Origin of the sequence: Streptomyces sp. NPDC005898 (genome assembly GCF_040629635.1) — a bacterium.
Lineage (GTDB): Bacteria > Actinomycetota > Actinomycetes > Streptomycetales > Streptomycetaceae > Streptomyces.
Map to the genome: position 1 here is coordinate 76209 of NZ_JBEXWC010000018.1, position 25308 is coordinate 101516.

General features: G+C 70.7%; 25 protein-coding genes and 1 pseudogene. 2 read left to right on the top strand and 24 right to left on the bottom strand.

The genetic code is table 11. The features are described from left to right. Positions 1 to 88 precede the first annotated feature (88 nt). From ABZ385_RS23250 to ABZ385_RS23330, 17 genes are all read right to left on the bottom strand, one after another. Positions 89 to 1573 carry a cytochrome P450 gene (locus ABZ385_RS23250; protein WP_358912955.1) on the bottom strand — a complete coding sequence of 495 codons (1485 nt, stop codon included), beginning with the start codon at positions 1571 to 1573 and terminating at the stop codon, positions 89 to 91. Between the two features lie 55 nt (positions 1574 to 1628). Beyond that, on the bottom strand, positions 1629 to 2243 hold the full coding sequence (locus ABZ385_RS23255; protein WP_358579054.1) for an ATP/GTP-binding protein: 615 nt from the start codon (positions 2241 to 2243) through the stop codon (positions 1629 to 1631). Continuing rightward, positions 2224 to 2652, bottom strand: a complete 429-nt coding sequence (locus ABZ385_RS23260; RefSeq protein ID WP_358579051.1) for a DUF742 domain-containing protein — start codon at positions 2650 to 2652, stop codon at positions 2224 to 2226. Before ABZ385_RS23260 ends, ABZ385_RS23255 begins: the two co-directional genes overlap by 20 nt. Continuing rightward, positions 2649 to 3056 (bottom strand): roadblock/LC7 domain-containing protein, encoded by a 408-nt coding sequence (locus tag ABZ385_RS23265; protein WP_358579048.1) that lies wholly within the window; start codon positions 3054 to 3056, stop codon positions 2649 to 2651. The genes ABZ385_RS23260 and ABZ385_RS23265 overlap by 4 nt, the downstream gene beginning before the upstream one ends. Then, positions 3053 to 4681 (bottom strand): ATP-binding protein, encoded by a 1629-nt coding sequence (locus tag ABZ385_RS23270; RefSeq protein WP_358699077.1) that lies wholly within the window; start codon positions 4679 to 4681, stop codon positions 3053 to 3055. Before ABZ385_RS23270 ends, ABZ385_RS23265 begins: the two co-directional genes overlap by 4 nt. Before the next feature lie 332 nt (positions 4682 to 5013). Further along, on the bottom strand, positions 5014 to 7827 hold the full coding sequence (locus ABZ385_RS23275) for a DEAD/DEAH box helicase (RefSeq protein WP_358579043.1): 2814 nt from the start codon (positions 7825 to 7827) through the stop codon (positions 5014 to 5016). Positions 7828 to 7870: 43 nt separating this feature from the next. Next, the gene (locus tag ABZ385_RS23280; protein WP_358912957.1) at positions 7871 to 8767 is read right to left on the bottom strand and encodes a diacylglycerol kinase; all 897 of its coding nucleotides are present in this window, start codon (positions 8765 to 8767) and stop codon (positions 7871 to 7873) included. Between the two features lie 17 nt (positions 8768 to 8784). Next, positions 8785 to 9678: a twin-arginine translocase subunit TatC gene (tatC, locus tag ABZ385_RS23285; protein ID WP_358579080.1), complete on the bottom strand. Its 894-nt coding sequence runs from the start codon at positions 9676 to 9678 to the stop codon at positions 8785 to 8787. Between the two features lie 92 nt (positions 9679 to 9770). After that, complete coding sequence (gene tatA, locus ABZ385_RS23290; protein WP_358579039.1) at positions 9771 to 10052, bottom strand: Sec-independent protein translocase subunit TatA; 282 nt, start codon at positions 10050 to 10052, stop codon at positions 9771 to 9773. 204 nt (positions 10053 to 10256) lie between these two features. Then, positions 10257 to 10454 (bottom strand): hypothetical protein, encoded by a 198-nt coding sequence (locus ABZ385_RS23295; protein WP_358579037.1) that lies wholly within the window; start codon positions 10452 to 10454, stop codon positions 10257 to 10259. Positions 10455 to 10463: 9 nt separating this feature from the next. Continuing rightward, on the bottom strand, positions 10464 to 10715 hold the full coding sequence (locus ABZ385_RS23300; protein ID WP_358579077.1) for a hypothetical protein: 252 nt from the start codon (positions 10713 to 10715) through the stop codon (positions 10464 to 10466). 20 nt (positions 10716 to 10735) lie between these two features. Then, the gene (locus tag ABZ385_RS23305) at positions 10736 to 11782 is read right to left on the bottom strand and encodes a WYL domain-containing protein (RefSeq protein ID WP_358912959.1); all 1047 of its coding nucleotides are present in this window, start codon (positions 11780 to 11782) and stop codon (positions 10736 to 10738) included. A gap of 16 nt (positions 11783 to 11798) precedes the next feature. Beyond that, positions 11799 to 12752, bottom strand: coding sequence for a WYL domain-containing protein (locus ABZ385_RS23310; RefSeq protein WP_358579031.1), 954 nt, complete (start codon positions 12750 to 12752; stop codon positions 11799 to 11801). A gap of 135 nt (positions 12753 to 12887) precedes the next feature. Then, a complete protein-coding gene (locus ABZ385_RS23315; RefSeq protein ID WP_358698338.1) occupies positions 12888 to 13262 on the bottom strand; it encodes an FKBP-type peptidyl-prolyl cis-trans isomerase in 375 nt (124 codons plus the stop codon). A 58-nt stretch (positions 13263 to 13320) separates the two neighbouring features. Further along, positions 13321 to 14319, bottom strand: a complete 999-nt coding sequence (locus ABZ385_RS23320) for an FKBP-type peptidyl-prolyl cis-trans isomerase (RefSeq protein WP_358579027.1) — start codon at positions 14317 to 14319, stop codon at positions 13321 to 13323. A gap of 145 nt (positions 14320 to 14464) precedes the next feature. After that, the gene (pafA, locus tag ABZ385_RS23325; protein WP_055550703.1) at positions 14465 to 15826 is read right to left on the bottom strand and encodes a Pup--protein ligase; all 1362 of its coding nucleotides are present in this window, start codon (positions 15824 to 15826) and stop codon (positions 14465 to 14467) included. 9 nt (positions 15827 to 15835) lie between these two features. Beyond that, the gene (locus tag ABZ385_RS23330) at positions 15836 to 17104 is read right to left on the bottom strand and encodes an MFS transporter (RefSeq protein WP_358912961.1); all 1269 of its coding nucleotides are present in this window, start codon (positions 17102 to 17104) and stop codon (positions 15836 to 15838) included. Between the two features lie 130 nt (positions 17105 to 17234). Here ABZ385_RS23330 and ABZ385_RS23335 point away from each other — a divergent pair, with 130 nt between their 5' ends. Then, entirely contained in the window at positions 17235 to 18260 is a 1026-nt protein-coding gene (locus tag ABZ385_RS23335) for a LacI family DNA-binding transcriptional regulator (RefSeq protein ID WP_358579022.1), read from the top strand. A 77-nt stretch (positions 18261 to 18337) separates the two neighbouring features. Here ABZ385_RS23335 and prcA read toward each other — a convergent pair whose 3' ends face one another. The 6 genes and pseudogenes from prcA to arc form a co-directional block, all read right to left on the bottom strand. Next, positions 18338 to 19111 (bottom strand): proteasome subunit alpha, encoded by a 774-nt coding sequence (prcA, locus tag ABZ385_RS23340; protein WP_358579019.1) that lies wholly within the window; start codon positions 19109 to 19111, stop codon positions 18338 to 18340. Between the two features lie 53 nt (positions 19112 to 19164). Further along, positions 19165 to 20010: a proteasome subunit beta gene (gene prcB / locus ABZ385_RS23345; protein ID WP_358579017.1), complete on the bottom strand. Its 846-nt coding sequence runs from the start codon at positions 20008 to 20010 to the stop codon at positions 19165 to 19167. Beyond that, positions 19962 to 20162: pseudogene (locus ABZ385_RS23350) on the bottom strand (endonuclease domain-containing protein); the annotation flags it as partial. The gene prcB and the pseudogene ABZ385_RS23350, both read right to left, overlap by 49 nt. Before the next feature lie 49 nt (positions 20163 to 20211). Further along, complete coding sequence (locus tag ABZ385_RS23355) at positions 20212 to 20430, bottom strand: ubiquitin-like protein Pup (RefSeq protein ID WP_030782898.1); 219 nt, start codon at positions 20428 to 20430, stop codon at positions 20212 to 20214. Positions 20431 to 20554: 124 nt separating this feature from the next. Next, positions 20555 to 22066: a depupylase/deamidase Dop gene (gene dop, locus ABZ385_RS23360; RefSeq protein WP_358579014.1), complete on the bottom strand. Its 1512-nt coding sequence runs from the start codon at positions 22064 to 22066 to the stop codon at positions 20555 to 20557. A gap of 213 nt (positions 22067 to 22279) precedes the next feature. After that, positions 22280 to 24046: a proteasome ATPase gene (arc, locus tag ABZ385_RS23365; RefSeq protein WP_358579011.1), complete on the bottom strand. Its 1767-nt coding sequence runs from the start codon at positions 24044 to 24046 to the stop codon at positions 22280 to 22282. A gap of 253 nt (positions 24047 to 24299) precedes the next feature. Between arc and ABZ385_RS23370 the strand changes: the two genes are divergently transcribed. Continuing rightward, positions 24300 to 24614, top strand: coding sequence for a ferredoxin (locus ABZ385_RS23370; protein WP_358579009.1), 315 nt, complete (start codon positions 24300 to 24302; stop codon positions 24612 to 24614). Positions 24615 to 24632: 18 nt separating this feature from the next. Here ABZ385_RS23370 and ABZ385_RS23375 read toward each other — a convergent pair whose 3' ends face one another. Further along, the gene (locus ABZ385_RS23375) at positions 24633 to 25220 is read right to left on the bottom strand and encodes a hypothetical protein (protein WP_358912963.1); all 588 of its coding nucleotides are present in this window, start codon (positions 25218 to 25220) and stop codon (positions 24633 to 24635) included. Positions 25221 to 25308: the final 88 nt, after the last annotated feature.

The window sequence follows — 25308 nt, forward strand, 5'->3', positions numbered from 1 at the left end:
CACCCTGCCGCTCACGCTTCTCTCACGTTTCCCTTACGCCCGCCTCAGAGGTGTGCCCGCGTTGACACCGCTGCCGCACCAGGGCGGATCAGTAGCCGCGCCACCAGCTGAGGAAGCGCCGCCAGGCACCCTGGGCCGGCACGGGCTCAAGCGCGGTCTCGGTCGTGGTCGCGGAGGGTGTCGCCGCGGGCCGCGGGGCCTGCGCGGCGGGCTGCGGCGCGGGCGGTGGCGGGGTGGAGACCTGCCAGTCCGTGCGCGGCCTCGGCAGCTGCGCCGAGGGCCGGGCCATGACGTCCTGCGGCGGGCGCGGCGCGAATCGCACCGGCAGCTCCACCAGGTGCCGCGACAGGATGGACGAGGTCCACCGCAGGTCCCGCTCGTCGATGTCCAGTTCGACGTCCGGCAGGCGCATCAGGAGCGCGTCGACGCCGGTGTCGGCGATGGCGCGCCCGATGTCCTGCCCGGGGCACTCGTGGGGCCCGCCGCTGAACGCGAGGTGCGAGCGGTTGCCCCGCATGTTCGCGGCCAGGTCGGGGCGGACGACGGGATCGACGTTGCCCGGCGCGATGCCCATGATCAACCCGTCGCCCGCCCGGATGTGCCGGCCGCCCAGCTCGGTGTCCTGCTTGGCGAAGTAGCCGACCATCGCGCTGAAGGGCGGTTCGTCCCACAGGGACTGCTCGACCGCCTCGGGGACCGTCATCTGGCCGCCACTGAGCTGGGCGCGGAAGCGGGGGTCGGTCAGGACCATCCGCAGGACGTTGGCGATGAGGTTGGCGGTGGCCTCGTAGGCCGCGATGAGCACCAGGCGCAGATGGGCGCCGACCTCGTCGTCGGTGAGCTGCGCCGGGTGCGCGATGAGGCTGCTGGTGAAGTCCTCGTCGGGTTGGGCGCGGCGCCGCGCCACGAGGCCCATCAGGACCTCCATGATGTACGCGTTGCTGGCGATGGCGGTCTCGGTGCCCTTGATCATGTCGCGGGCCGACTGCACGATCCGCTCGTTGTACTCCTCGGGCATGCCGAGGACGTGGCACATCACCATCATCGGCAGATGCTCGGCGAACCGGCTGACCAGGTCGGCCTCGCCGTCCTCGCAGAAGTCGTTGATCAGGTGGTTCGTGTAGCGGTTGATGTGGCGCCGGATGCCGCGGTGGTCGATGCCGGACATGGCGCCGGTGACCGCCCCGCGCAGCCGCTGGTGCTCGTCGCCCTCGGCGAAGCTGCACATGGGCTGCCAGGTGAAGACGGGCGCGAGCGGGTGGTCGGGCCCGGCGCTGCCGTCCTGCACGGCGCGCCACAGGCGCGAGTCCCGGGAGTAGTGCGAGGGCGTGCGGACCATGTGGAGGTTCTCGCTGTGCCCGAGCACGGCCCAGATCGGCACGTCGTTGTGGATCAGTACGGGTGCCACCGCGCCGTACTCGGCGCGCAGCTTCTCGTACAGGCCCGCGAGGTCGGTGTCCGCCTCGGGCCCGTACAGGCGGCGCAGGCCGCCGGGGCCGAGGCCGTGGGCGGGACAGCCGGGGGGCGCGGCGAGGTGGTCGGCGCCGGGCCAGGAGGGGGAAGGGGTCGTCACGGTCGTCGCTCCGGGTTCGCGGAAGGGGTTCCGGGGGTGCAGAGGTCGGTGGGTGTCAGACGCGGGTCACCGTCAGGGAGTGCAGGTAGCGCATCAGGGTCATCAGGACGTCCCGGCTGGACTCCCTGCGCCGGGCGTCGCAGGGCATGATCGGCACCGCGGGCTCCAGGTCCAGGGCCCTGCGCAGGGTCTCGATCGGGTGCTGCGGGGCGTCCGGGAAGTCGTTGACGGCGACGACGAACGGCACGCCGCGCTCCTCCAGGCGGCCGATCACGTCGAAGCTGACCTCCAGGCGGCGGGTGTCGATGAGCACGACCGCGCCGAGCGCGCCCTCGAACAGGCCGTTCCACAGGAACCAGAAGCGCTCCTGGCCGGGGGTGCCGAAGAGGTAGAGGACCAGTTCGTCGGAGATGCTGATGCGGCCGAAGTCCATGGCCACGGTGGTGGCCGTCTTGGACTCGGAGCCATAGTTGTCGTCGACGCCGATGCCCGCCTGGGTCATGGTCTCCTCGGTCGTCAGCGGGCGGATCTCGCTGACCGAACCGACCATCGTCGTCTTGCCGACCCCGAACCCGCCGACGATCACGACCTTCACGGCGGCCGTGGCCGTGTGCGGCAGGACGTCCTCGCTGCGGGGGCCGGTGATCGTGTCAGAGCTTTTGAAGTCCATGCATCACCGCTTCGAGGAGGGAACGGTCGGGGATCGCGGAGCGGACGATGGGGGCGCGCGCCTGTACGAGACCGGTGGCGAGTAACTCCGTCAGGACGACGGTCACCACGCTGAACGGCAGCGCCAGATAGGCGGACAGCTCGGCGACGGAGATCGGTGTGGTGCACAGCCGCAGCACCGCGGAGTGCTCCGGCTGGGCCAGTGGGGACGCCTCGCCCTGGGCCACGATGAGGGTGACGAGGTCGAGCGGCGCCCGCTCGGAGTCCTCGCCCGTCAGGATGTACAGCCGCTCGGGGTTCTGGGGGTCGCGGCGTTCACGCTGCGCAGGGGCGTCCGGGTCGGGGGCGTCCCGGGCGGAGGGGACGTCCCCGTTCGAAGGGCCGTGCGAAGGGCCGTGCCGAGGAGTCATACGGCCTGCCCGTCACGCCGTGGCGGGCTCGTCAGATGCGCTCCGATGCGTACGACGAGGTCGCGCATCCGGGTGGCGACGAGGCCCGCGTCGACGGTCTCGTCGGCGAGCACCGCGAGATAGGCGCCGGTGCCGGCGGCCATCAGGTAGAAGTAGCCGCCGTCGATCTCGATGATGACCATCTTCATGCCGCCGTCGCTGCGGGGGATCTCCGTGGCCACGGCGGCGGCCAGGCTCTGCAGTCCGGCGCAGGCGGCGGCGATGCGGTCGGCGGCGTCCGGGTCGCCGCCGTAGCGGGCGATGCGCAGGCCGTCGGCGGAGAGCACCACGATCTGCCGCGTCTGCGGCACCCCGTCGGCGAGCTCCTTCAGCATCCAGTCGAAATTGGCGCGCTGTTGGATCACTGCCACTCCCCCTCGTCGGCGTTGCCGTGGTTGTTCCGGTCGGTTCCCTGCGGAGGGGTGCTGCCCTGCGGGGCCGAGGGGTCGGGGCCGGCCTGGCCGTCGCCCTTGACGCCCTTCATGAACGCCTCGACCCACAGGCCCGGTTCGGCCCCTTCCTTCCTGGGCGGAGGCGGTGCGGTCGTCGCGGCGTGGGCTTCGGCGGCCCGCTGGGCCTCGGCCTCCATGGCGTAGCGCTCCTTGAGCGACATCGTCACGCGGCTGCGGCGCTGCGGCAGGCCGTTCTCGGTCCACTCGGTGACCTCGGGCACGTCGTCTTCCCGCACGGTCGCGGTCGCGGTGAGCGGGGAGCGCAGCGGCGGGCCGGCGGTGACGACGCGCGGCTTCTTGCGGCGGATGTTGCGCGCGGGCTCCTCGATGAGGTTTCCGACGCTGTCCACGCGGGGCACGGCGGAGGCGCCGATGCCGTGGGCGAGGCCGGGGGCGGGCTCGGTGGTCATCATGTCGCGCGGCACGATGAGCACCGCGCGGACGCCGCCGTACGCGGACTGCCGCAGGGAGATCTGCATGCGGTACATCTGCGAGAGGCGGCCGACGACCGCCATGCCCAGGCGGGGCGTCTCGCCGAGGTCGTTGAGGTCGATGCCGGCCTGTGCCTGCGCCAGCATGCGCTCGGCGCGGGTGCGGGCCTCCTCGCTGAGGCTGACGCCGCCGTCCTCGATCTCGACGGCGATACCGGTCTGCACCTCGACGGCGGTGACGTGGACCTTCGTGTGCGGGGGCGAGTAGCGGGTGGCGTTGTCGAGGAGTTCGGCGCAGGCGTGGATGAGCGGCTCGACACTGGTGCCCTTGATCGCGACGTCGGCGATCGAGTGCAGTTCCACGCGCGGGTAGTCGAGGATCCGGGACATCGCGCCGCGCAGCACGCTGAACAGCGGTACGGGGTTGGGCCACTGGCGGCCGGGGCGGCCGCCGCCGAGCACGGCGATGGAGTCGGCGAGGCGGCCGATCAGCGCGGTGCCGTGGTCGATGCGCAGCAGGTCGTCGAAGACCTCGGGGTTGCGGCCGTGGAACTCCTCCATCTCGCGCAGTTCGGCGGCCTGCTGGTGGACGATCGACTGGACGCGCCGGGCGATGTTCACGAAGGCGCGCTGGGCGGACTCGCGCAGCGCTCCCTCGTGGTCCAGGATCTCCAGGACCGAGCGGAGCAACTGGCGCTGGGCGTCGGGCAGGTCGCGGTAGGCCTCGTCCTTGTCGACGACGTTGCGCACCACGTCGACGGGGGTCTCGCCCTGCCTGAGGCGCCAGAGCGCCTCGGGCAGGATCTCCTGCCCGAGGCGGACCGTCTCGTCGTCGTGGGAGGCGATGCGCCCTTCGAGGTGGGCGATCCGCTGTGCGTACTGTGCGCGCTGCCCCTTGATGGTGCGGCCGCGCCGCACGGCTTCGACGCCGACCACGATGACCATGAGGGTCGCGACGGCGCCGCACCAGCCGACGGCGGGCCGGGCCGGCTCCGTCACCGTGGCGACGGCGGCTCCGGTCGCCGCGGCCATGAGCATGGCGGGCAGCAACAGCACGCGCGCGTAGGGGACTTCTCGGCCACCGGGAGGCGATTGAACACTCACCATGTATGCCCTCTGAACAGTCGTCTTGGGGAAGGGGGTGGGGAGGTACGGGAGAGCTGGTCGGACGGGAGCGCGAAAGCGAACAATCACAAGATTGGGGAACAAGCATGCGAACTCGTCGCAACTCGTTCCAACTCGCCGCGCTCCGGGCGAGCTTAGTCCGCCGAAATCATCGCCGAGTCATATTCGGCAACCCTCTGCACAGCCCCCGCCGCCGGGCATACACTCGCCCCATTTACACGCGTGGCGATCACCCGAACACATGGAGTGACACCCCCGAACGCGCAAAAGGCGGCGCGCCCAGGAGCAGGACGCGCCGCCTCTTCCTTGCCGTGTCAGCCCACGGAGCTGTACGCCACCACGCCGCGGAGCAGCTGGTCGACCGCCTTGCGGGCGTTCTTGGCGACCGTGCTGCCGCCCTCCCGGGGAGCCGCCGCCGAGATCTGGCCCAGGACGTCGATGACCTGCTTGCACCAGCGCACGAAGTCGCCGGCCGGCATCTCGGCCTCGCGGAGCACCTCGTCCAGGCCCTTGCCGCTCGCCCACATGTACGCCGCCCACGCGAAGCCCAGGTCCGGTTCGCGCTGGCCGACGCCCTCGGCCTGGCGGATCCTGAAGTCCTCCTCCAAGGCGTCGAGCCGGCCCCAGATCCGCACCATCTCGCCGAGCGCCGCCTTCGCGGCCCCGGACGGCAGCTTCGGCGCGAGCGCGTCGTCGCCGACCCGGGACTCGTAGACCAACGCCGAGACGCACGCGGCCAGTTCGCCGGGGCCGAGCCCCTCCCAGACGCCCGCGCGCAGGCACTCGCTGGCCAGCAGGTCCAGCTCGCCGTAGAGCCGGGCGAGCCGCTTGCCGTGTTCGGTGACCTCGTCGCCCCGCAGGTAGTCCAGCTCGGTCAGGAGCGCCACGATGCGGTCGAAGGTGCGGGCGATGGTGTTCGTCCGCCCCTCGATGCGGCGCTCCAGCTGCGAGGTGTCCCGCTTGAGCCGGTGGTAGCGCTCGGCCCAGCGCGCGTGGTCCTCGCGCTCGTCGCAGCCGTGGCAGGGGTGGGCGCGCAGCTCGGTGCGCAGCCGGGCGATCTCCTGGTCGTCGGCGGCCGCCGCGCGCCCCTTGCGGTGCCGGTCGGGCACGATGTGCCCGGCCTTGGTGCGCAGCGCGGACGCCAGGTCGCGGCGGGACTGCGGCGAGCGGGCGTTGAAGGACTTCGGGACGCGCATCCGCTCCAGGGCCTCGACCGGCACCGGGAAGTCCATCGACGCGAGCCGCTTGACCTGGCGCTCGGCGGTGAGCACCAGCGGCCGCGGGCCGTCGACGTGGTCGAACCCGCGGTGGCCGTTGGCCCGGCCGGCGGGCAGCCCGGGGTCGAGGACGAGGGCGAGCCCCGCGTACTTCCCCGTGGGCACGTGGATGACGTCCCCCGGCTTGAGCTTCTCCAGGGAGGCCGCGGCGGCGGCCCTGCGCTGGGCCGCGCCCTGCTTGGCCAGCTCGGTCTCGCGGTCCGTCAGCTGACGCCGCAGGCGCGCGTACTCCTCGAAGTCGCCGAGGTGGCAGGTCATGGAGGCCTGGTAGCCCGCCAGGCCCTCCTCGTTCTTCTGCACCTGCCGGGAGATCCCGACGACCGACTTGTCGGCCTGGAACTGCGCGAAGGACGTCTCCAGGAGCTCGCGCGAGCGGTGCCGCCCGAACTGCTCCACGAGGTTCACCGCCATGTTGTACGACGGCTTGAAGCTGGAGCGCAGCGGATAGGTGCGGGTGCCCGCGAGACCCGCCAGGTGTTCGGGGCTCATGGCGCGCTGCCACAGGACCACCGCGTGGCCCTCGACGTCGATGCCGCGCCGCCCGGCCCTGCCGGTCAGCTGGGTGTACTCGCCGGGGGTGATGTCGGCGTGCTGCTCGCCGTTCCACTTGACGAGCTTTTCCAGGACCACGCTGCGCGCGGGCATGTTGATGCCGAGCGCGAGGGTCTCGGTGGCGAACACGGCCTTGACCAGGCCCCGGACGAACAGCTCCTCGACGACTTCCTTGAAGGTGGGCAGCATGCCCGCGTGGTGCGCCGCGATGCCGCGCTCCAGCCCCTCCAGCCACTCGTAGTAGCCAAGGACGTGGAGGTCCTCGTCCGGGATGGAGGACGTGCGCTCCTCCACGATCTCGCGGACCTTCGCCCGCGCCTCGTCGTCGTTCAGCCGAAGGCCGGCGTACAGGCACTGCTGCACGGCCGACTCGCAGCCCGCGCGGCTGAAGATGAACGTGATCGCGGGCAGCAGGCCCTCGGCGTCGAGCCGCTCGATGACCTCGGGGCGCCCCGGGGTCCAGATCCGCGACCGCTGCCGACGCTCGCGCTCGCGGTCGGCCTCGCGGACCATCTTGCCCTTGCGGCGCTCGCGCGGGTTGTACGAGCGGCTGGCCTCCATGCGCGCCATGCGGGTGAGGTCGGGGTTGACCGCCTTCTTGTGGCCCTCGCCCTCCTCGAAGAGGTCGTACATCCGGCGCCCGGCGAGCACGTGCTGGAAGAGCGGCACGGGCCGGTGCTCGGAGACGATCACCTCGGTGTCGCCGCGCACGGTGTCGAGCCAGTCGCCGAACTCCTCGGCGTTCGACACGGTGGCCGAAAGGGAGACGAGCGTGACCGACTCCTGGAGGTGGATGATCACTTCCTCCCAGACGGCGCCGCGGAAGCGGTCGGAGAGGTAGTGCACCTCGTCCATGACCACATAGCCGAGGTTCACCAGCGCCTGCGAGCCCGCGTACAGCATGTTGCGCAGGACCTCGGTGGTCATCACGACCACCGGGGCGTCGGAGTTGACGCTGTTGTCGCCGGTGAGGAGGCCGACCTTGTCGGCGCCGTAGCGTCTGGCGAGGTCGGCGTACTTCTGGTTCGAGAGCGCCTTGATGGGCGTGGTGTAGAAGCACTTCTTGCCCTGGAGGAGCGCGAGGTGCACGGCGAACTCGCCGACGATCGTCTTGCCCGAGCCCGTGGGGGCGGCCACGAGCACGCCCTTGCCCGCCTCCAGCGCCTGGCAGGCCTCGATCTGGAAGGGGTCGAGGCCGAATTCGTACATCTCGCGGAAGGACGCGAGTGCGGTGGCCTGCTCGACAGCGCGCTTGCGCGCCGCCGCGTACCGCTCGGCCGGTGAGAGGTCCTCTGTCATCGTGCTTTCGAGACTACCGGGCACCACTGACAACGGACGATCATTAATCGGGAGGTGCCAGGACCCGCACGGCCCCCGGCACGCACTCGGCCCGCAGCGGCAGCGCCCCCAGCGGCTCCCCGTCCGCGTACCCGGTGACCCCGGGCGCCGCCAGCTCCACCGCGGCGGCCCGGTGCACGGTGACCCGGGGATGCCCGAGGTGCGTGCCCCGGTAGACCCGCGGGAACACCGTGAGCAGCGTCGTACGGCTGCACGCCCCCACCACGCTCACGTCGAAGAGGCCGTCGCCCATGTCGGCCCCGGCGCAGATCCGCATGCCACCGCCGTACGACGGTCCGTTGCCGACGGCGACCAGCGTGGCCTCGACCTCGTGGACGGCACCGCCGTCCAGGTTGATCCGGTACGGGACGGGCCTGAAGGCCGCCAGCTCGGCGACCATCGCGAGGTCGTACTTGAAGCGCCCCGTGGGCCACCGCAGCCGGTTGCCCCGGTCGTTGACCCGCGAGTCGAAGCCGGAGGCGAGCACGGTCGCGAACCAGGTCCCGCCGACCCGCCCCAGGTCGATGTCGCGGGTGCGCGCCCCTTTGAGCGCCTCGGCCACACCCTCCCCGGCCGCCGCGGCGTCCCGCACCGGCAGCCCGAGGGCCCGCGCGAAGTCGTTGCCGGTGCCCACCGCGATCACCCCGAGCGGGGTCCGCGTCCCGGCGACGGCCTGGAGCGCGAGGCTCGCCGTGCCGTCGCCGCCGACGGCTATCAGCGCCCCGGTGCCGCCCGCGACGGCCTCGCGCGCCCGCCGCAGGGCGTCGGGGGCGTCCGCGCCGATGACGGTGCCCACGCGGAAGCCGCGGGCCCGCAACGCCGAAGCGGCCGGCCGCGCCGCCCTGGCGCCCCGGCCGCGTCCCGCGGTGGGATTGACGAAGAGGGTGATCTCGCTGGTCACGGCCGGACCCTACAAGGTCAGGTCACGTCGTCGTAACCGTTCACCCGGTGATCGGCCCGTGCCGTGGCCGCCTGCTCGGGGAGCGCCCTGGGCGGGGCGACGGGCTCGATGCCGCCGATGGCCTCGGGGGTGAGGTCGATCGCGGACGCCTCGTCGTCGTCGAGTTCGGCGTCGGGGTCCTTGCGACGGCGGCGCCTGTCGTTCAGGAGGGAGATGCCCACCGCCATGAAGTACAGGACGACGATCGGTCCGGCGAGCGCGATCATGCCGACGGGGTCGGTGGTCGGGGTCGCCACGGCGCCGAAGATGAAGACGCCCATGACCACGCCGCGCCACCAGGTCGCCATGCGGCGGCCGGTCACCATGCCGGTCATGTTGAGCATCACCAGGAGCAGGGGTAGCTCGAACGAAATGCCGAAGACGAGGACCATCCTGACGGTGAAGTCGAGGATCGTGTCCATCGGGAGGAGGTTCTCGGCGCCGTCGGGCGTGATGCCGAGCAGGACGCGCATGCTGACCGGGAGGATCGTGTAGGCCAGCCAGGCGCCTCCGAAGAAGAGCGGCACGGCGGCGGCGACGAACCAGTAGGTGTACTTCCGCTCGTGCTTGTGCAGACCGGGGGCGACGAACGCCCACAGCTGGTAGAGCCAGACCGGACTGGAGACGATGATGCCGACCATGAGGCTGACCTTCACCGTGGTGGTGAAGGGCGACAGCAGGTCGTTGAACGTCACCTTCGCGCAGTGGCCGCCGGTCTGCTTCATGCCGGGCTCGCAGCGCGGCACGGGATCAGCCAGGAACTCCATCAGCTCCTGGCTGTAGAACGCGGCCACGATCGACACGACCGTGATCGCGAGAAGCCCTTTGGCGAGCCGGTTGCGGAGCTCGCGCAAATGCTCCGCGAGGGGCATCCGCCCCTCGGGGTCCTTCTCCTTCTTGCGGGCAGACTTGAGCAACCCACGTCCTCATCTCGTGCGGCAGGCCGGCCGTCGCCGGCCCTGGATCAGCGCTTCGTCGTGTCGGTCGGCTCGGTGACCGGGCGCGAGCTGGTCACATCGCCGGGGGCCGCCTGGATGGTGCGCTGCTGGACGGCGGGGTCGCTCGGCGGGTCGGCCGGGACGGCGTCGTCCGCCTTGCTCTCGGACTTCATGGCCTTGGCCTCACTCTTGAGGATGCGGGCCGACTTGCCGAGGGAGCGCGCCATGTCGGGCAGCTTCTTCGCTCCGAACAGCAGGATGACGATGACGAGAATGAGGACGATCTCGGTGGGGCCGAGCCTACCCATAGCTTTTTACCTTCTTCACCGAGGCGACAGGAGTCTGGTTGCCAGGCAGACCGGACATACATCCGATCTCCGCTGTCAGCGATCGTAACCCCCCGGGGTAAACGCTCGGCAATCCCCGCGCGTCCTCCGGGTGCGGCCCCCGCCTCGATCCGGGCCGCGTTCGCAGCGTACCCGCCCCTCTCGGGCACTCGACAGGTCGCGGAGCTAAGGAGCCTCTCGCCCCGCGCGGGCCACCTGGGCCGCGGCCTTCTCCAGATCCTCGGCCGCCCGGTTGATCCTCCGAGTGGTCTCGGACACCTGCAGGCCGAGGCGCTGCGCCTCCACGAAGACCTTGATCGCCATCACGCCGAGGACGGCGAGGCCCAAGAAGCCCGCCGCGATCGCGAGCATCGCCCAGAACATGCGCCGAGCCTAGACGGTGGAGTGCAGACGCAGGGTCCGCACCCCGCCGCCGGTGAGGAGTTCGACGATGCGCTCGCCCGCGGGCTTGCGCACCGCCGCCCCGCACTCGGGGCAGGTGAAGGAGTAGAAGGTGGTGCGGGGGCTCGCGCCCATCACCAGGCGCAGCGCGCCCGCGGAGAGTTCGAAGCGGGCGCGGCAGTCGGTGCAGGCGGCGGTGAACAGGACGGGGCCCCGCCTCGGCTGCGCCGGCACTCCCGACAGCCCGGACCTGGTCGGTGTGCTCAACGCCCTTGCTCCTGCCGTTCGTGGGGCCGGCCGTACGGCCCCGGGGCCGATCCGTCACCCGGCTCGCCGCATGACTCGTACGGCTGATCACTCTCCCGGCCGTAGGCGGCGAGCGCCTCGCGGGCCGCCTGGCGCGCGCTGTCCGCCAGCTGGACGGGGGTGACGATCCGGCCGTCCCTGCCGAGCCGCAGCGCGAGGCGGCGCAGCGAGGCGGGTTCGGGGGTGCGCAGCGTGATCCGCAGACCGCCGTCGGGCAGTTCCTCCGCGCTGTCGTGGGGGTAGTACTCGGCGACCCAGCGGCCGCCGGGACCGACCTCGACGACGACCTCCGGGTCCTCGGCGGCGGGCTGCACCAGGCCTTCGGAGAGGTCGCGCAGCTCGACCTCGGGCGGCGCGGACGGCTCGTCGAGGATCTTGATCTCGGCGACGCGGTCCAGGCGGAAGGTGCGGCGCGCCTCGGAGCGGCGGCACCACGCCTCCACGTAGGTGTGTCCGACGCTGACCAGGCGGATCGGGTCGATCTCGCGCTCGGTGAGCTCGTCGCGCGCGGGCGAGTAGTAGCGGATCCAGAGTCTGCGGCGCTCGGAGATGGCGCGGTCGACGTCGGCGAAGACGCCGCCCTCGGACTCGAAGGTCACCGAGAGCCGGGCGCTGGCGCCCGCCGCCTCGCCGGCCGCCGTCTCCAGCTTGGCGGTGGCGCGCAGCAGGGCGAGCCGGTCGCTCTCCCGCAGGCCGGGCAGGGTGGCCACCGCGCGGGCGGCCACGAGCAGCGCGGTCGCCTCGTCGGCGGCGAGCCGCAGCGGGGCCGCCACGTCGTCGGGGTTGTGCCACCAGATGCGGTCGCCGTCGGTGTCGATGTCGAGCAGGTCGCCGCCGCGGAAGCTGGTCCCGCACATCGGCAGCACGTCGAGGTCGGAGATCAGCTCGTCCGGGGTGATGCCGAAGGCGCGGGCGACGTCGCCGACGTGGGCGCCGGGGCGCTCGCGCAGATAGGTCACCAGCGACAGCATGCGCCGCGTCTGGTCGATGGCGTTCGAGGCCATTGCTCTTCGCTCCCCCTCAGCCCTTGGCCACGGCGCGCAGCCGGTCCACGACGTCGGCCCGCAGTTCGGCGGGCTCCAGGACCACCACGTCGGGCCCGAACTCCACCAGCCAGGCGTCCAGCCCATGTCCGTAGGGAATCTCCAACTCGTCCCAGCCGTCGCCCAGTTCCCGCACCGAGCCGGCCTTGGCGCGCAGCGGGTAGCCGGCGCCCGTGCGCAGCCGGATCCGGGCCGTGCGGTCGGCGCTCTCCCCCGCCCAGCCCGCGACCGTCTCGCGGACCGTGACGACGTCCGGTACGTCGGCGGTGTACTTCCCGGCGCGGGCGCGGACCTTGCCGGTGATGCGGGAGAGGCGGAAGACGCGCTCGGCCCTGCGGTCGCGGTCCCAGCCGGCGAGGTACCAGTGGCCGCGCCAGCATTCGAGCGCCCACGGCTCGACGTGCCGCTGCTCGGGGCGCGCGGCGGTGGCCTTGCGGTAGTCGAAGACGACGGGGCGGCGGTCGCGGCAGGCCAGCATCAAGGGCTCGAAGGCCGCTTCGTGCGCGGGGATGCGGGGCTCGAGGGCGCTGTGCGTGCCGTAGGGGTCGGCGTCCTCGGGCAGGCCCGCGGCGCGCAGCTTCTGCAGGGCGCCGCTGGCGGCTCCGGCCAGGCGCGCCTGCTGCCAGACCTTGGCGGCGAGGCCGAGGGCGGCGGCCTCCTCGGCGTCGATGGTGATGGGCGGCAGGCGGTTGCTGTCGCGGCGGGCGAGGTAGCCGACCTCGCCCTCGACGTTCTCCACGGTCTCGATGACCAGGCCCAGCTCACGCAGGTCGTCCTTGTCGCGTTCGAACATCCGGTTGAAGGAGTCGTCCGACCCCGCTTCCAGATAGGCCTCGATGGACTCCCGCAGCTCCCGCTTGCTGAGCGGCCGCCGGGTCCCGAGCAGGCACAGCGCAAGGTTCATGAGCCGCTCGGCCTTGGCAATGGCCATCGACGCCCTTTCTCGGCTGTTCAGATTGTGCTTCCGACCGATGACCGTACCGCCCCGGGGTGTCCGGGCAAAAGCCGAGGGCCCATGCCCGGTCAGGCATGGACCCCCGACGAAAGGATCAGGTCAAGGACGTGATCAGACGGCGACCAGGTCGCAGACAAAGATCAGCGTCTCGCCCGGGGCGATGCGGCCGCCGCCGGCGCCGCGGTCGCCGTACGCGAGGTTCGCGGGGATGATCAGCTCGCGCCGGCCACCCACCTTCATGCCCTGCACGCCCTGGTCCCAGCCGGAGATGACCTGGCCGGCGCCCAGCTGGAACTCCAGCGGGTTGCCGCGGTTCCAGCTGGCGTCGAACTCCTCGCCCGTGCTGAAGGCGACGCCAACGTAGTGGACCTTGACGAAGTCGCCCGCCTTGGCGACCGCCCCTTCGCCCTCCCAGATGTCCCTGATCTGCAGCTCGGTCGGCGGCTCGCCACCGGGGAAGTCGACCTCGGGCTTCTCAATGCTCACGAAAGTGCTCCTGCTTGGTACGGAAAGTCAGCGCGGACAGTCTTACATCCTCGCGGGCTCAGGCCTTCGCGAGGATGTCCACGCAGAAGACGAGCGTGGAGTCCTTCTTGATGGCGCTGTTCTGCGGGGGCTTGTCGCCGTAGCCCAGCTTCGGCGGGATGACGATCAGGACGCGGCTGCCGACCTTCTTGCCGGTCAGGCCCTGCCCCCAGCCCTTGACGACCTGCGCCAGCTGGAACTGCGCGAGCTGCTTCCTCTTGTACGAGGAGTCGAACTCCTTGCCGTCGGCCCAGAGCACGCCCTTGTACTGGCACAGGAGGCTGTCGGTCTCCTTGATCACATCGCCGTCGCCCTCCAGGACGTAGGACGCGACGAGCTTGTCGGGCGCGTCGGCCTTGGGGATGTCGATGGCAGGGGCCTTGCCGTCGGTGTTCGTGCCGACCTTGGGCAGGTCCTTGTTGGACTGGGCGACCTCCTTGCCCTTCGCCGAGCTCTTGGCGTTGAAGCTGTCCACGAGGTCGACGACGAACACGAGCGTGTCCGAGCCCTTGATGCCCGCCTGCTTGTTGCCCTCCTCGCCGTACCCCATCTTCGGGGGGATGGCCAGCTCCACGCGGCTGCCGAGCTTCTTGCCGACGAGCGCCTGGTCCCAGCCCGGGATGACCTGTCCGACGCCGATCGGGAAGACCGTGGGGCTGCCGCGGTCGTAGGAGTTGTCGAAGACCTTGGCCGTGGCCCAGATCTGGCCGAGGTAGTCGGCCTGGAGGTGGTCCCCCTTGGCCACCTTCTCGCCCTTGCCCTCGATCAGGGTCTTGACCGCGAGGTCGGGGGACGCCTTGCCGGGGCCCTTGGCGACAGTCGGCTTCTGGCGGAACTTGTCGCCCTTGGTGATCTCGGGCAGCGGTCCGTCCACGATCTTCGCCGTCGGCGCGGCCGACGGGGAGTTGGTCGGGCTGTCGCTGGGCTTGGACTTGGCCTTGTCGGCCTTGTCGTCACCACAGCCTGCCAGCGTGAGCAGGCCGGCCGGGACGGCAAGGAGGAGTGAGCGTCGGCGCACGGTGGGGGCCTCGTATCGGTCGATCTTGTCGGTTGGCGTGCGCGCAACTCTACGGCGTGAGAAGGGCGCCGTACGAGGAACGTACGGCGCCCGTGTTGCGTTCCCACAACGCCACCGGCTTCACCCGGACCACATTGTCATCCGGTCACATTCCGGCGATGAGCTTCTCCACCCGGTCGTCCACGGACCGGAACGGGTCCTTGCACAACACGGTGCGCTGCGCCTGGTCGTTGAGCTTCAGGTGCACCCAGTCGACCGTGAAGTCACGGCGCTGCTCCTGGGCGCGTCGGATGAAGTCGCCGCGCAGCCGCGCCCGGGTGGTCTGGGGCGGCACCGACTTGCCCTCGAAGATCTTCAAGTCGTTGCAGATGCGGGCGGCTTGGCCCTTCCTCTCCAGGAGGTAGTAGAGGCCGCGACGGCGGTGGATGTCGTGGTAGGCGAGGTCTATCTGGGCGACCCGCGGATGCGACATGGTCATGTTGTTCTTGGCGCGGTAGCGCTCGATGAGCTTGTACTTCATGACCCAGTCGATCTCGGTGCCGATGCGGTCGAGGTCCTCCGCCTCGATGGCGTCCAGCGTGCGGCCCCACAGTTCGAGCACCTGCTCGACCGTGCCGGTGCGGATGCCGCGGCGGTCGACGAAGTCCACCGCCTTCTCGTAGTACTCGCGCTGCACTTCGAGGGCCGAGGCCTCGCGGCCGCTGGCCAGGCGCACCTTGCGGCGGCCGGTGATGTCGTGGCTCACCTCGCGGATGGCCCGGATGGGGTTCTCCAGGGTGAGGTCGCGCATGACCGTGCCCGCCTCGATCATGCGCAGCACCAGGTCGGTGGCGCCCACCTTGAGGAGCATGGTCGTCTCGGACATGTTCGAGTCGCCGACGATGACGTGGAGCCTGCGGTAGCGCTCGGCGTCCGCGTGCGGTTCGTCGCGGGTGTTGATGATCGGCCGGGAGCGGGTCGTCGCCGACGAGACCCCTTCCCAGATGTGCTCGGCGCGCTGGCTCACGCAGTACACGGCGCCGCGCGGGGTCTGCAACACCTTGCCGGCGCCGCACAGCAGCTGCCGGGTGACGAGGAAGGGGATGAGGATGTCCGCGAGCCGGGAGAACTCCCCGTGCCGGGCCACCAGATAGTTCTCGTGGCAGCCGTAGGAGTTTCCCGCCGAGTCGGTGTTGTTCTTGAAGAGATAGACGTCGCCCGCGATTCCCTCCTCGTGCAGGCGGCGTTCGGCGTCGACGAGCAGGCCTTCGAGAATGCGCTCGCCCGCTTTGTCGTGGGTGACCAGCTCGGTCACATTGTCACATTCGGGTGTGGCGTATTCCGGATGTGATCCCACGTCAAGATAGAGGCGGGCGCCGTTCCGCAGGAATACGTTGCTGCTGCGGCCCCATGACACAACACGGCGGAAGAGGTAGCGCGCCACCTCGTCAGGCGACAGGCGGCGCTGTCCCCTGAACGTGCACGTGACGCCGTACTCGTTCTCCAGCCCGAAAATGCGGCGGTCCATGACTGAACATTACGCCTGATGCCCGGCACTGAAACCGGGTTCGGCCGTACCGTTTCGATCATTTTCCGATGAACTCGCAACGACCTCTGTTTCCCGGGCCGACGGGACCGGCACCAGTACCCGTGAGGTGGCCAGCAAAACCAACAGGGCGGCCGCTCCCGCGAGAGAGGGAACGGCGAACCCCCAGCCGGTCCCGCCCCACTCGACCACCGGACCGGCACCGGCCGTGCCCAGCGAGGTCCCCACCGTGAACGTGGTCACCAGCCAGGAGAACGCCTCGGTGACCGTGCCGCGCGGGGCGTGTCGGTCCACGATGATGAACGCGCAGGCCAGCGACGGCGCGAGGAAGACACCGGCGACGGCGCAGAGCGCGGTCATGGCCGGCGCGCCGGGCATCAGCGTCAACGGCACGTAGCCCAGGGCCAGCAGGGCCACGAGAACGCTCAGCCGCCGCTCCGGCACGCCGCTCCACCGCCGCGCCCCGTAGACGGAACCGCCGACCAGGGCGCCGAGTCCGATCGCCGCCATCATCCAGCCGTACACCACGTCGCCGCCGTGCGCGTCCGCGTACGACACACCGGCGACGGTGATCGAGCCGAGCGCCACGCCGACGAAGAGGAACGCCCCGAGGAGCGCGAGCAGCCCCGGCGAGCGCAGGGCGCCGAGCCAGTGCGCCTCCCGGGGGTCCGAACGCCACGCCCGGGACGGCGCCGAGGCCACCACGGACAGGGCGCCCAGCACGCCGATGGCGTTCACGACGAGCAGGGCCGCCTGTTCCGACCACAGGGCCACGCAGCCGGTGACGAAGAGCGGGCCGACGGTGAACATCACCTCCTGGGCGACCGCGTCCATGGCGTACGCCGCGTGGACCTGCTCCTCCTTGCCGAGCACATGGGGCCACAGGGCCCGCAGCCCGCCTTCCAGCGGCGGTGTGCACAGGCCCGCCACGCCCACCGCGAGGTGGGCGAGGAGCAGCCGGTCGGGGCCGGTGAAGGCGAAGGCCGCCATGGCGAGCGCGGAGAGCAGGGCGGCGGGCAGCTGGACGCGCGGCTGGCCGTACAGGTCGACCAGGCGGCCGAGCAGCGGCTGGCCGACCGCGTTGGCCACGCCGTACACCGCGGCGAGGGCGCCGGCCAGGCTGTAGGTGCCGCCCTCGGCCCGGATGAACAGCACGATGGTGATCGCCGCCGTGGCGTTGGGCAGCCGGCCCACCAGCGTCCCCGCGAGCAGGCGCGTCGCGTACCGCGTCCGGAGGATCTCCGCGTATCCCGCAGCCATGCACTACCGCCCCTCCCCCACGCCGCCACGGCCGGGGTTTTACGTATAACGTCGAGCGTCATACGTACCATGAGCGCTGTACGCGGGTCCACCGTGCGCGCGGGACGCGGGCACGAGCAGGGAGGTGACAGTGGCCGGGCCACAGCAGGAAGCCGGCGCCCCCCGGCCCCCCACGAGCCGCGACGTCGGACGCGCCGCCGGTGTCTCCCAGGCGACCGTCTCCCTGGTGCTCGGCGACAAGTGGCGCGGCCGGGTCGCCGAGCCCACCGCCGAGCGCGTGCGGACCGCCGCCCGGCAGCTCGGCTACCGCCCGAACCTCGCCGCCCGCAATCTGCGGCTCGGCAGGACCCGGACGGCGCTGCTCGTCGTCCCCGCCCTGACCAACGAGTTCTTCGCGCACGTCCACACCGGCGCCGCCCGCGTCGCCGCCCGGCACGGCTTCGGCGTCCTGCTCTACCCCTCCCCCGAGGGCCCCGGCCCGGCCCGCGACCCCTTCGACTCGGCGCGCGCATCCCTGGACGGCGTGCTCGCCTCCTCCATGGCCTCCGACGCGCTCGCCACCATCCGCGGCGACGACCTGCCGCTGGTCATGCTCGACAGCGACCCCGCCCGCAGCCTCGGCGCCGCCACCGTCAACCTCGACCTGGCCGACGGCATGCGGCAGGTGACGGAGCATCTGCTGGCCCTCGGCCACCGCGACTTCCTGCACCTCGCGGCGGCGGTGGACTCCTGGACCTTCGACGTGCGCGCGGACGCCCTCGCGGCGGCGCTGCACGGCACGGGCGCGACCGTGCGCCGGATCACCGCCCCGCTGACCGTCCAGGCGGCCCGCACGGCCGCGGAGGCCGCCCTGGCCGCTCCCGGCCCACGGTCCACGGCGGTCGTCTGCGACGACGACTTCCTCGCCGCCGGTGTCTGCAAGGCCGCGCGCCGGCTCGGGCTGCGCGTCCCCGAGGACCTGTCGGTGACCGGCTTCGACGATCTGACCCTCGCCACCGCGGTCGAGCCCGAACTGACGACGGTGCGCCTGCCCGCCGAGCGCTTCGGCGAGCGCGGCATGGAGGCGCTGGTCGCCGTCGTCGAGGGCCGCACCCCGCAGGCCGGCCCGCTCCCCGTCGAACTGGTCGTCCGCGACTCGACGGGCCCCGCCCGCTGACGCGGGTGCGCCCCGCGCACGCGAACGCCCCGCGTCCCGGCCACGGGGCCGGAGCGCGGGGCGCACACCGCGGCGGACTACTCGATGTCTCCGCCGGACCGCTGAACTGGCCCGGGGCCCTCGTCCGTGTCACTGGCGGCGTCCGTCGCGCCGCCCTCGTCGAGCAGCCGCGCCAGCTGCCGCCCGACGATCCGCTTGAACTTGCGCTGCTGCGGACGCGTGCGGTCGAGCACCGCGACCTCGAGGCGCTCGGCCGGGATCTCCCGCTCGGTGCCGTTGGTGTCGCGCGAGAGCGCCCGCACGGCCAGCTTCAGGGCCTCCGCCAGCGTCATGCTGTCGTTGTGGTGCTGGTCGAGGTACTGGCTGATCTGCTCGGCGTTGCCGCCCACGGCCAGCGAACCGTGCTCGTCCACGATGGAGCCGTCGTGCGGAAGGCGGTAGATCTGGTCGCCCTCGCGCGTCTCGCCCACCTCGGCGACGACCAGCTCCACCTCGTAGGGCTTCTCGGCCGCGCTGGAGAAGATCGTGCCCAGCGTCTGCGCGTACACATTCGCCAGGCCGCGCGCCGTCACGTCGTCGCGGTCATAGGTGTAGCCCCGCAGATCGGCGTAACGGACGCCGCCGATCCGGAGGTTCTCGTACTCGTTGTACTTGCCGGCGGCGGCGAAACCGATCCGGTCATAGATCTCACTGAACTTGTGCAGCGCCCGGGAGGGGTTCTCGCCGACGAACACGATGCCGTCGGCATACTGCAGGACGACCAGACTGCGACCGCGCGCGATGCCCTTGCGGGCGTATTCCGCCCGGTCGGCCATCTGCTGCTGGGGTGATACATAGAACGGCGTCGACACCGGATCCGTCCCTTTCTGTCAAAAAACTTCAGTCGGTAACGAATTCGGTCCGCTCAGAGCAGCGCGGCGCGCGGGCCCTCGGGCTGTTCCAGCCGCTTGTCCAGGACCGAGCGCGCGATCGCGGAGGTCTCCTCGTCCGTGAGGCGCCGGAAGCCCTCGTCGGAGATGACGGTGACGATGGGGTAGATGCGCCGGGCCACGTCCGGGCCGCCGGTCGCCGAGTCGTCGTCGGCGGCGTCGTACAGCGCCTGGACCACCAGGGTCGTCGCCTGGTCCTCCGTGAGACCGTCGTGGTAGAGCTTCTTCAGGGCGCCGCGCGCGAAGACCGAGCCGGAGCCGGTCGCCGCGTACCCGCGCTCCTCGGAGCGGCCGCCCGTGACGTCGTACGAGAAGATGCGCCCCTTCTCGCGGTCCACGTCATAGCCGGCGAAGAGCGGCACCACGGCCAGGCCCTGCATGGCCATGCCGAGATTGCCGCGGATCATCGTGGAGAGACGGTTCGCCTTGCCCTCCAGGGAGAGCGTGGCGCCCTCCACCTTCTCGAAGTGCTCCAGCTCCAGCTGGAAGAGCTTCACCATCTCGATGGCGAGGCCCGCCGTGCCGGCGACGCCCACCGCCGAGTACTCGTCGGCCGGGAAGACCTTCTCCATGTCCCGCGAGGCGATGACATTGCCCATCGTGGCCCGGCGGTCACCGGCGAGGACCACGCCGCCGGGGAACGTCACGGCCAGGATGGTGGTGCCGTGCGGGGCTTCGATCACGCCCTGCGTGGGCGGCATCTGGCGATTGCCGGGCAGGATCTCGGGCTGGTGCTCGGACAGGAAATCCATGAAGGACGACGAACCAGGCGTCAGGAAGGCAGCCGGTAGACGCCCGGTGCTACGAGTATTGACTTCCACGAGGATCCCTCCAGATAGGCGGCAGCCCGACGAACAGCGTCGGGATCGTCTCCCAACTTGCCGATGGCCGAATTGCAGTTGAAGCGTGTTACGCCACGGACCCTACCCGGCACGCGGCGGTGATCCACATGGATTGCGCGAGCGATGCGGAGGCTGCCCGCGGCGCGTCCGCACGGCGCCGCGGGCGCGGGCCGGACCGGCTTACTGGCCGCCCTTCTGGACGAAGGACCTCACGAAGTCCTCGGCGTTCTCTTCGAGTACGTCGTCGATCTCGTCCAGCACGGAGTCCACGTCGTCGCTCAGCTTCTCCTGGCGCTCCTTGAGGTCCTCGGACGCCTGCGCGTCCTGCGCCTGCTCCTCGGTCTCCTCGGTGGAGCGCGTCGCCTTCTGCTGTCCGCCGCCGGTGTCCTTGGTCGCCATCTGCCTCACCCCGCTCGCTCGGTTGGACGTATCTTGATCAGACCCTACAAGCCGGGTCCGACATCGGCCCCGCGTTCGCGCGATCTACGGGGCCCACCTCTGTGATTCCCCCGCCGGTGACCTTTCAGCCGCCCGACAGGACCCGAACCAGTTCCTCTGCCGAGCGGCAGCGGTCCAGGAGCTCCTTGACGTGGTTCCTGGTGCCGCGCAGGGGCTCCAGGGTCGGCACCCGTTGCAGAGAGTCACGGCCCGGCAGGTCGAAGATGACCGAGTCCCAGGACGCCGCGGCCACGTCGTCCGCGTACTGCTCCAGGCAGCGCCCGCGGAAGTACGCACGGGTGTCCTCCGGCGGCTTGGTCCTGGCCCGCTCCACGTCCGCCTCGTCCAGGAGCCGCTTCATCTTGCCGCGCGCCACCAGGCGGTTGTACAGGCCCTTCTCGGCCCGTACGTCGGCGTACTGGAGGTCGACCAGGTGCAGCCGCGCCGCGTCCCAGTCCAGGCCGTCACGGCGGCGGTAGCCCTCCATCAGCTCGCGCTTGGCGACCCAGTCCAGCTCTCCGGACAGGCTCATCGGGTCGCTCTCCAGGCGGCCGAGCACGTCCTCCCAGCGGGCCAGGACGTCCTTGGTCTGCTCGTCGGCGTCGGAGCCGTAGCGCTCCTCGACGTACTTGCGGGCCAGCTCGAAGTACTCCATCTGCAGCTGCACCGCGGTCAGTGAGCGGCCGCTGCGGAGCGTGACCAGATGCTGGAGCGTGGGGTCGTGGGAGACCTCGTGCAGGGTGCGCACCGGCTGGTCCACGGCCAGGTCGACGGCGATGAAGCCGTCCTCGATCATGGCCAGGACGAGCGAGGTGGTGCCCAGTTTGAGGTAGGTGGAGATCTCCGAGAGGTTCGCGTCGCCGATGATGACGTGCAGCCTGCGGTACTTCTCCGCGTCCGAGTGCGGCTCGTCCCGGGTGTTGATGATGGGCCGCTTCAGCGTCGTCTCCAGGCCCACCTCGACCTCGAAGTAGTCGGCGCGCTGGCTGAGCTGGAAGCCGTGCTCGTGTCCGTCCTGGCCGATGCCGACGCGTCCGGCGCCGGTGACGACCTGCCGGGAGACGAAGAAGGGCGTGAGGTGGCGCACGATGTCCGAGAAGGCGGTCTCCCGCTTCATCAGGTAGTTCTCGTGCGTGCCGTAGGAGGCGCCCTTGTTGTCGGTGTTGTTCTTGTACAGGTGGATCGGCTGGGCCCCGGGGAGCTGGGCCGCGCGGTCGGCGGCCTCGGCCATGATGCGCTCGCCGGCCTTGTCCCACAGGACGGCGTCCAGGGGGTTGGTGATCTCCGGCGAGCTGTACTCGGGGTGCGCGTGGTCGACGTACAGCCGCGCGCCGTTGGTGAGGATGACGTTGGCGAGGCCGATGTCCTCGTCGGTCAGCTGGCTGGAGTCGGCGGCCTCGCGGGCGAGGTCGAAACCCCGCGCGTCCCGCAGCGGGTTCTCCTCCTCGAAGTCCCAGCGGGCGCGTCGCGCCCGGTGCATCGCCGCGGCATAGGCGTTGACGATCTGGGACGAGGTGAGCATGGCATTGGCGTTGGGGTGGCCGGGGACGGAGATGCCGTACTCCGTCTCGATGCCCATTACTCGCCGTACGGTCATGCGGCCCTCCTTGCCCGGCGGCGCTCCCGTCCGGGAACGGCGCTCAAGTACCGCTGGTGCTCCGGTGCGTGTGCGGTGCCCGTCCCCGCACTGCGCGACTCGGCGGTACCGCAGAGCCTAGAACGCCTTTGCGCTGGTGGGCAGATCATTGCCTTCGTTGAAAAGCAGACGGCCGCGGGTACCCGTGAAGGACACCCGCAGCCGCCCTGGGTTCTACAGGTACTGACCGGTGTTGGCCACCGTGTCGATGGAGCGTCCGGTGTCCGCGCCCTGCTTTCCGGTGACAAGGGTGCGGATGTACACGATCCGCTCGCCCTTCTTGCCGGAGATGCGGGCCCAGTCGTCGGGGTTGGTGGTGTTGGGCAGGTCCTCGTTCTCCTTGAACTCGTCGATGCAAGCCTGGAGGAGGTGCGAGACCCTGATGCCCTTCTGGTTCGCCTCCAAGAAGGCCTTGATGGCCATCTTCTTGGCGCGGCCCACGATGTTCTCGATCATGGCGCCGGAGTTGAAGTCCTTGAAGTACAGGACTTCCTTGTCGCCGTTGGCGTACGTCACCTCGAGGAAGCGGTTCTCCTCGGACTCCGCGTACATCTGCTCGACGACGGACTGGATCATGCCGTGCACGGTGGCGTGCCGGTCGGCACTGTGCTCGGCCAGATCGTCGGCGTGCAGCGGGAGCCGCTCGGTGAGGTACTTGGCGAAGATGTCCTTCGCGGCCTCGGCGTCCGGGCGCTCGATCTTGATCTTGACGTCGAGTCGTCCGGGCCGCAGGATCGCGGGGTCGATCATGTCCTCGCGGTTGGAGGCGCCGATGACGATGACGTTCTCCAGCCCTTCCACGCCGTCGATCTCGGCGAGCAGCTGGGGGACGATGGTGTTCTCCACGTCCGAGCTGACACCGGATCCGCGGGTGCGGAAGAGGGATTCCATCTCGTCGAAGAAGACGATGACGGGGGTGCCCTCGCTCGCCTTCTCCCGGGCACGCTGGAAGACCAGGCGGATGTGGCGCTCGGTCTCGCCGACGTACTTGTTGAGGAGCTCGGGGCCCTTGATGTTGAGGAAGTAGCTCTTCCCCGCGGGCTGGCCGGTGACCTCGGCGACCTTCTTGGCAAGGGAGTTGGCGACGGCTTTGGCGATCAGTGTCTTGCCGCAGCCGGGGGGCCCGTACAGCAGCACACCCTTGGGCGGCCGCAGTTCGTGCTCCTTGAAGAGGTCGGGATAGAGGTACGGAAGCTCGACGGCGTCCCGGATCATCTCGATCTGGCCGCCGAGACCACCGATCTTCTCGTAGCTGATGTCGGGCACTTCTTCGAGGACGAGTTCCTCGACCTCGCTCTTCGGCACGACCTCGTAGACGTACCCGGAGCGGGGTTCGAGCAGCAGGGCGTCGCCCGGGCGGATGGTGACGTCGAGGAGGGGTTCGGCGAGCCGCACCACTCTCTCTTCGTCGGTGTGTCCGACCACCAGGGCTCGGTCGCCGTCCTCGAGGATCTCCTTGAGGGTGACGATGTCGCCGACGCTCTCGTACTCCATGGCCTCGACCACGTTGAGCGCTTCGTTGAGCATTACTTCCTGGCCGCGCTTGAGCTCTTCGAGCTCCACGCTGGGGCTGACGTTCACCCGGAGCTTGCGGCCCCCGGTGAAGATGTCCGCCGTGCCGTCCTCGTTGGCCACGAGGAAGACCCCGAAGCCGGCCGGCGGCTGCGCGAGCCGGTCGACTTCCTCCTTGAGGGCCACGATCTGGTCGCGGGCCTCGCGGAGCGTGTTGGCGAGCCGCTCGTTCTGCGCGGACACGCCGGCCAGGTTGGTCTGCAGCTCGACGATCCGCTCTTCGAGAATCCTCGTATGACGCGGAGAGTCGGCGAGCTTGCGTCGCAGGACGGCGATTTCCTGCTCGAGATAGGCAACCTGACCGGCGGGGTCCTCAGACCCTCGTCCCGGCCGGATGCCGCGGTTGTTGTCGTCGTCGTGGGCTGCCACGGTCCTCACCTCCTCCAAGGGGAGCTGGACGCTTCCAGACCCTACCTGGGTGGGTGTCGATTGAAACCCCTAGATCACAAAGACAAAGGGGTGTGTCCGATCTTCACCCTTGCGCTTCCCCTCACACCAGGTGAATACCCACCCAACAACATCGGAAAGCGGGCGGTTGTATCGTCGAAGCGTTCAACACCCGTCAGAGCTGGCCCGACTTACCGATCAGTCGGGCGGCTCGACGAAACGACCGGCAGGAGAGATGACCGTGCGGCACGACGCCGAGACCGGCAGTGAGGGCCACGATCTGCTGGAGGTCTGGATCGACCAGGACCTCTGCACCGGGGACGGCATCTGCGCGCAGTACGCGCCCGAGGTCTTCGAGCTGGACATCGACGGACTGGCTTATGTGAAGAGTGGCGAGGACGAGTTGCTGCAGGCCCCCGGGGCCACCACACCCGTCCCCCTGCCGCTGCTCCAGGACGTCGCCGACTCCGCGAAGGAGTGTCCGGGCGACTGCATCCATGTACGGCGCGTTTCGGACAGGGTCGAGGTGTACGGGCCCGACGCCGACTGAGCCGCCGCGCCCCGCGCCTCAGACGCTGCGGGCCCCTGCGGGCGCCGTCCGCTCGAACGCGCCGTTTCGCCATCGCCACTTGGCCGCTTCCTCGCGGTCGGGGCAGCAGCGGGGGACGTCGAGCGAGGAGTAGCCGAGGAGGGTCGCGGTGACCGCGCCGTCACGGACGGCGAAATCGGTCGCGGTCAGCTGGTCCTTCGGGTCGAGGAGGGTGGCCACCACGCGCGCCTTGCCCGTGCGCTCGCCGGTGAGCACATAGATCCCGTCGGGCGGGGTGCCCGAACCGGCGCGGCAGTGCACGACGGCCACGGTCTCGGCCCTGCCGTCCCCGTCGAGGTCGCCGGTGGCCTTCTTCTTCACGACGGGGCGCACGGTGCCGCAGTCGAGGGGGAAGGTGACCGAGGCGGGGTCGGGCGCGGCGGCCGGCGCGGGCGCGCCCGCGAGGGCTCCGCCCCGCGTCTGCGGCGTCGACTGCGCGGCGGTCGCCGGGTCGGGCTGGAGGAAGGCCGCGCCCGTGACGACGGCGGCCAGCGCGGCGGCGATGGCCAGCCAGTGGGCGGGGCGGGCGGTGGTGTGCGCCTGGGCCGGGACGGCGGGGTGCTGCACGAGGAAGTGTCTCCTGTGAGAGCTGTGCCGGTGGGGTGGCCAGCATCGTGCCATACGTCACAGTGAGGTGGAACACCGGGGTCCCCGG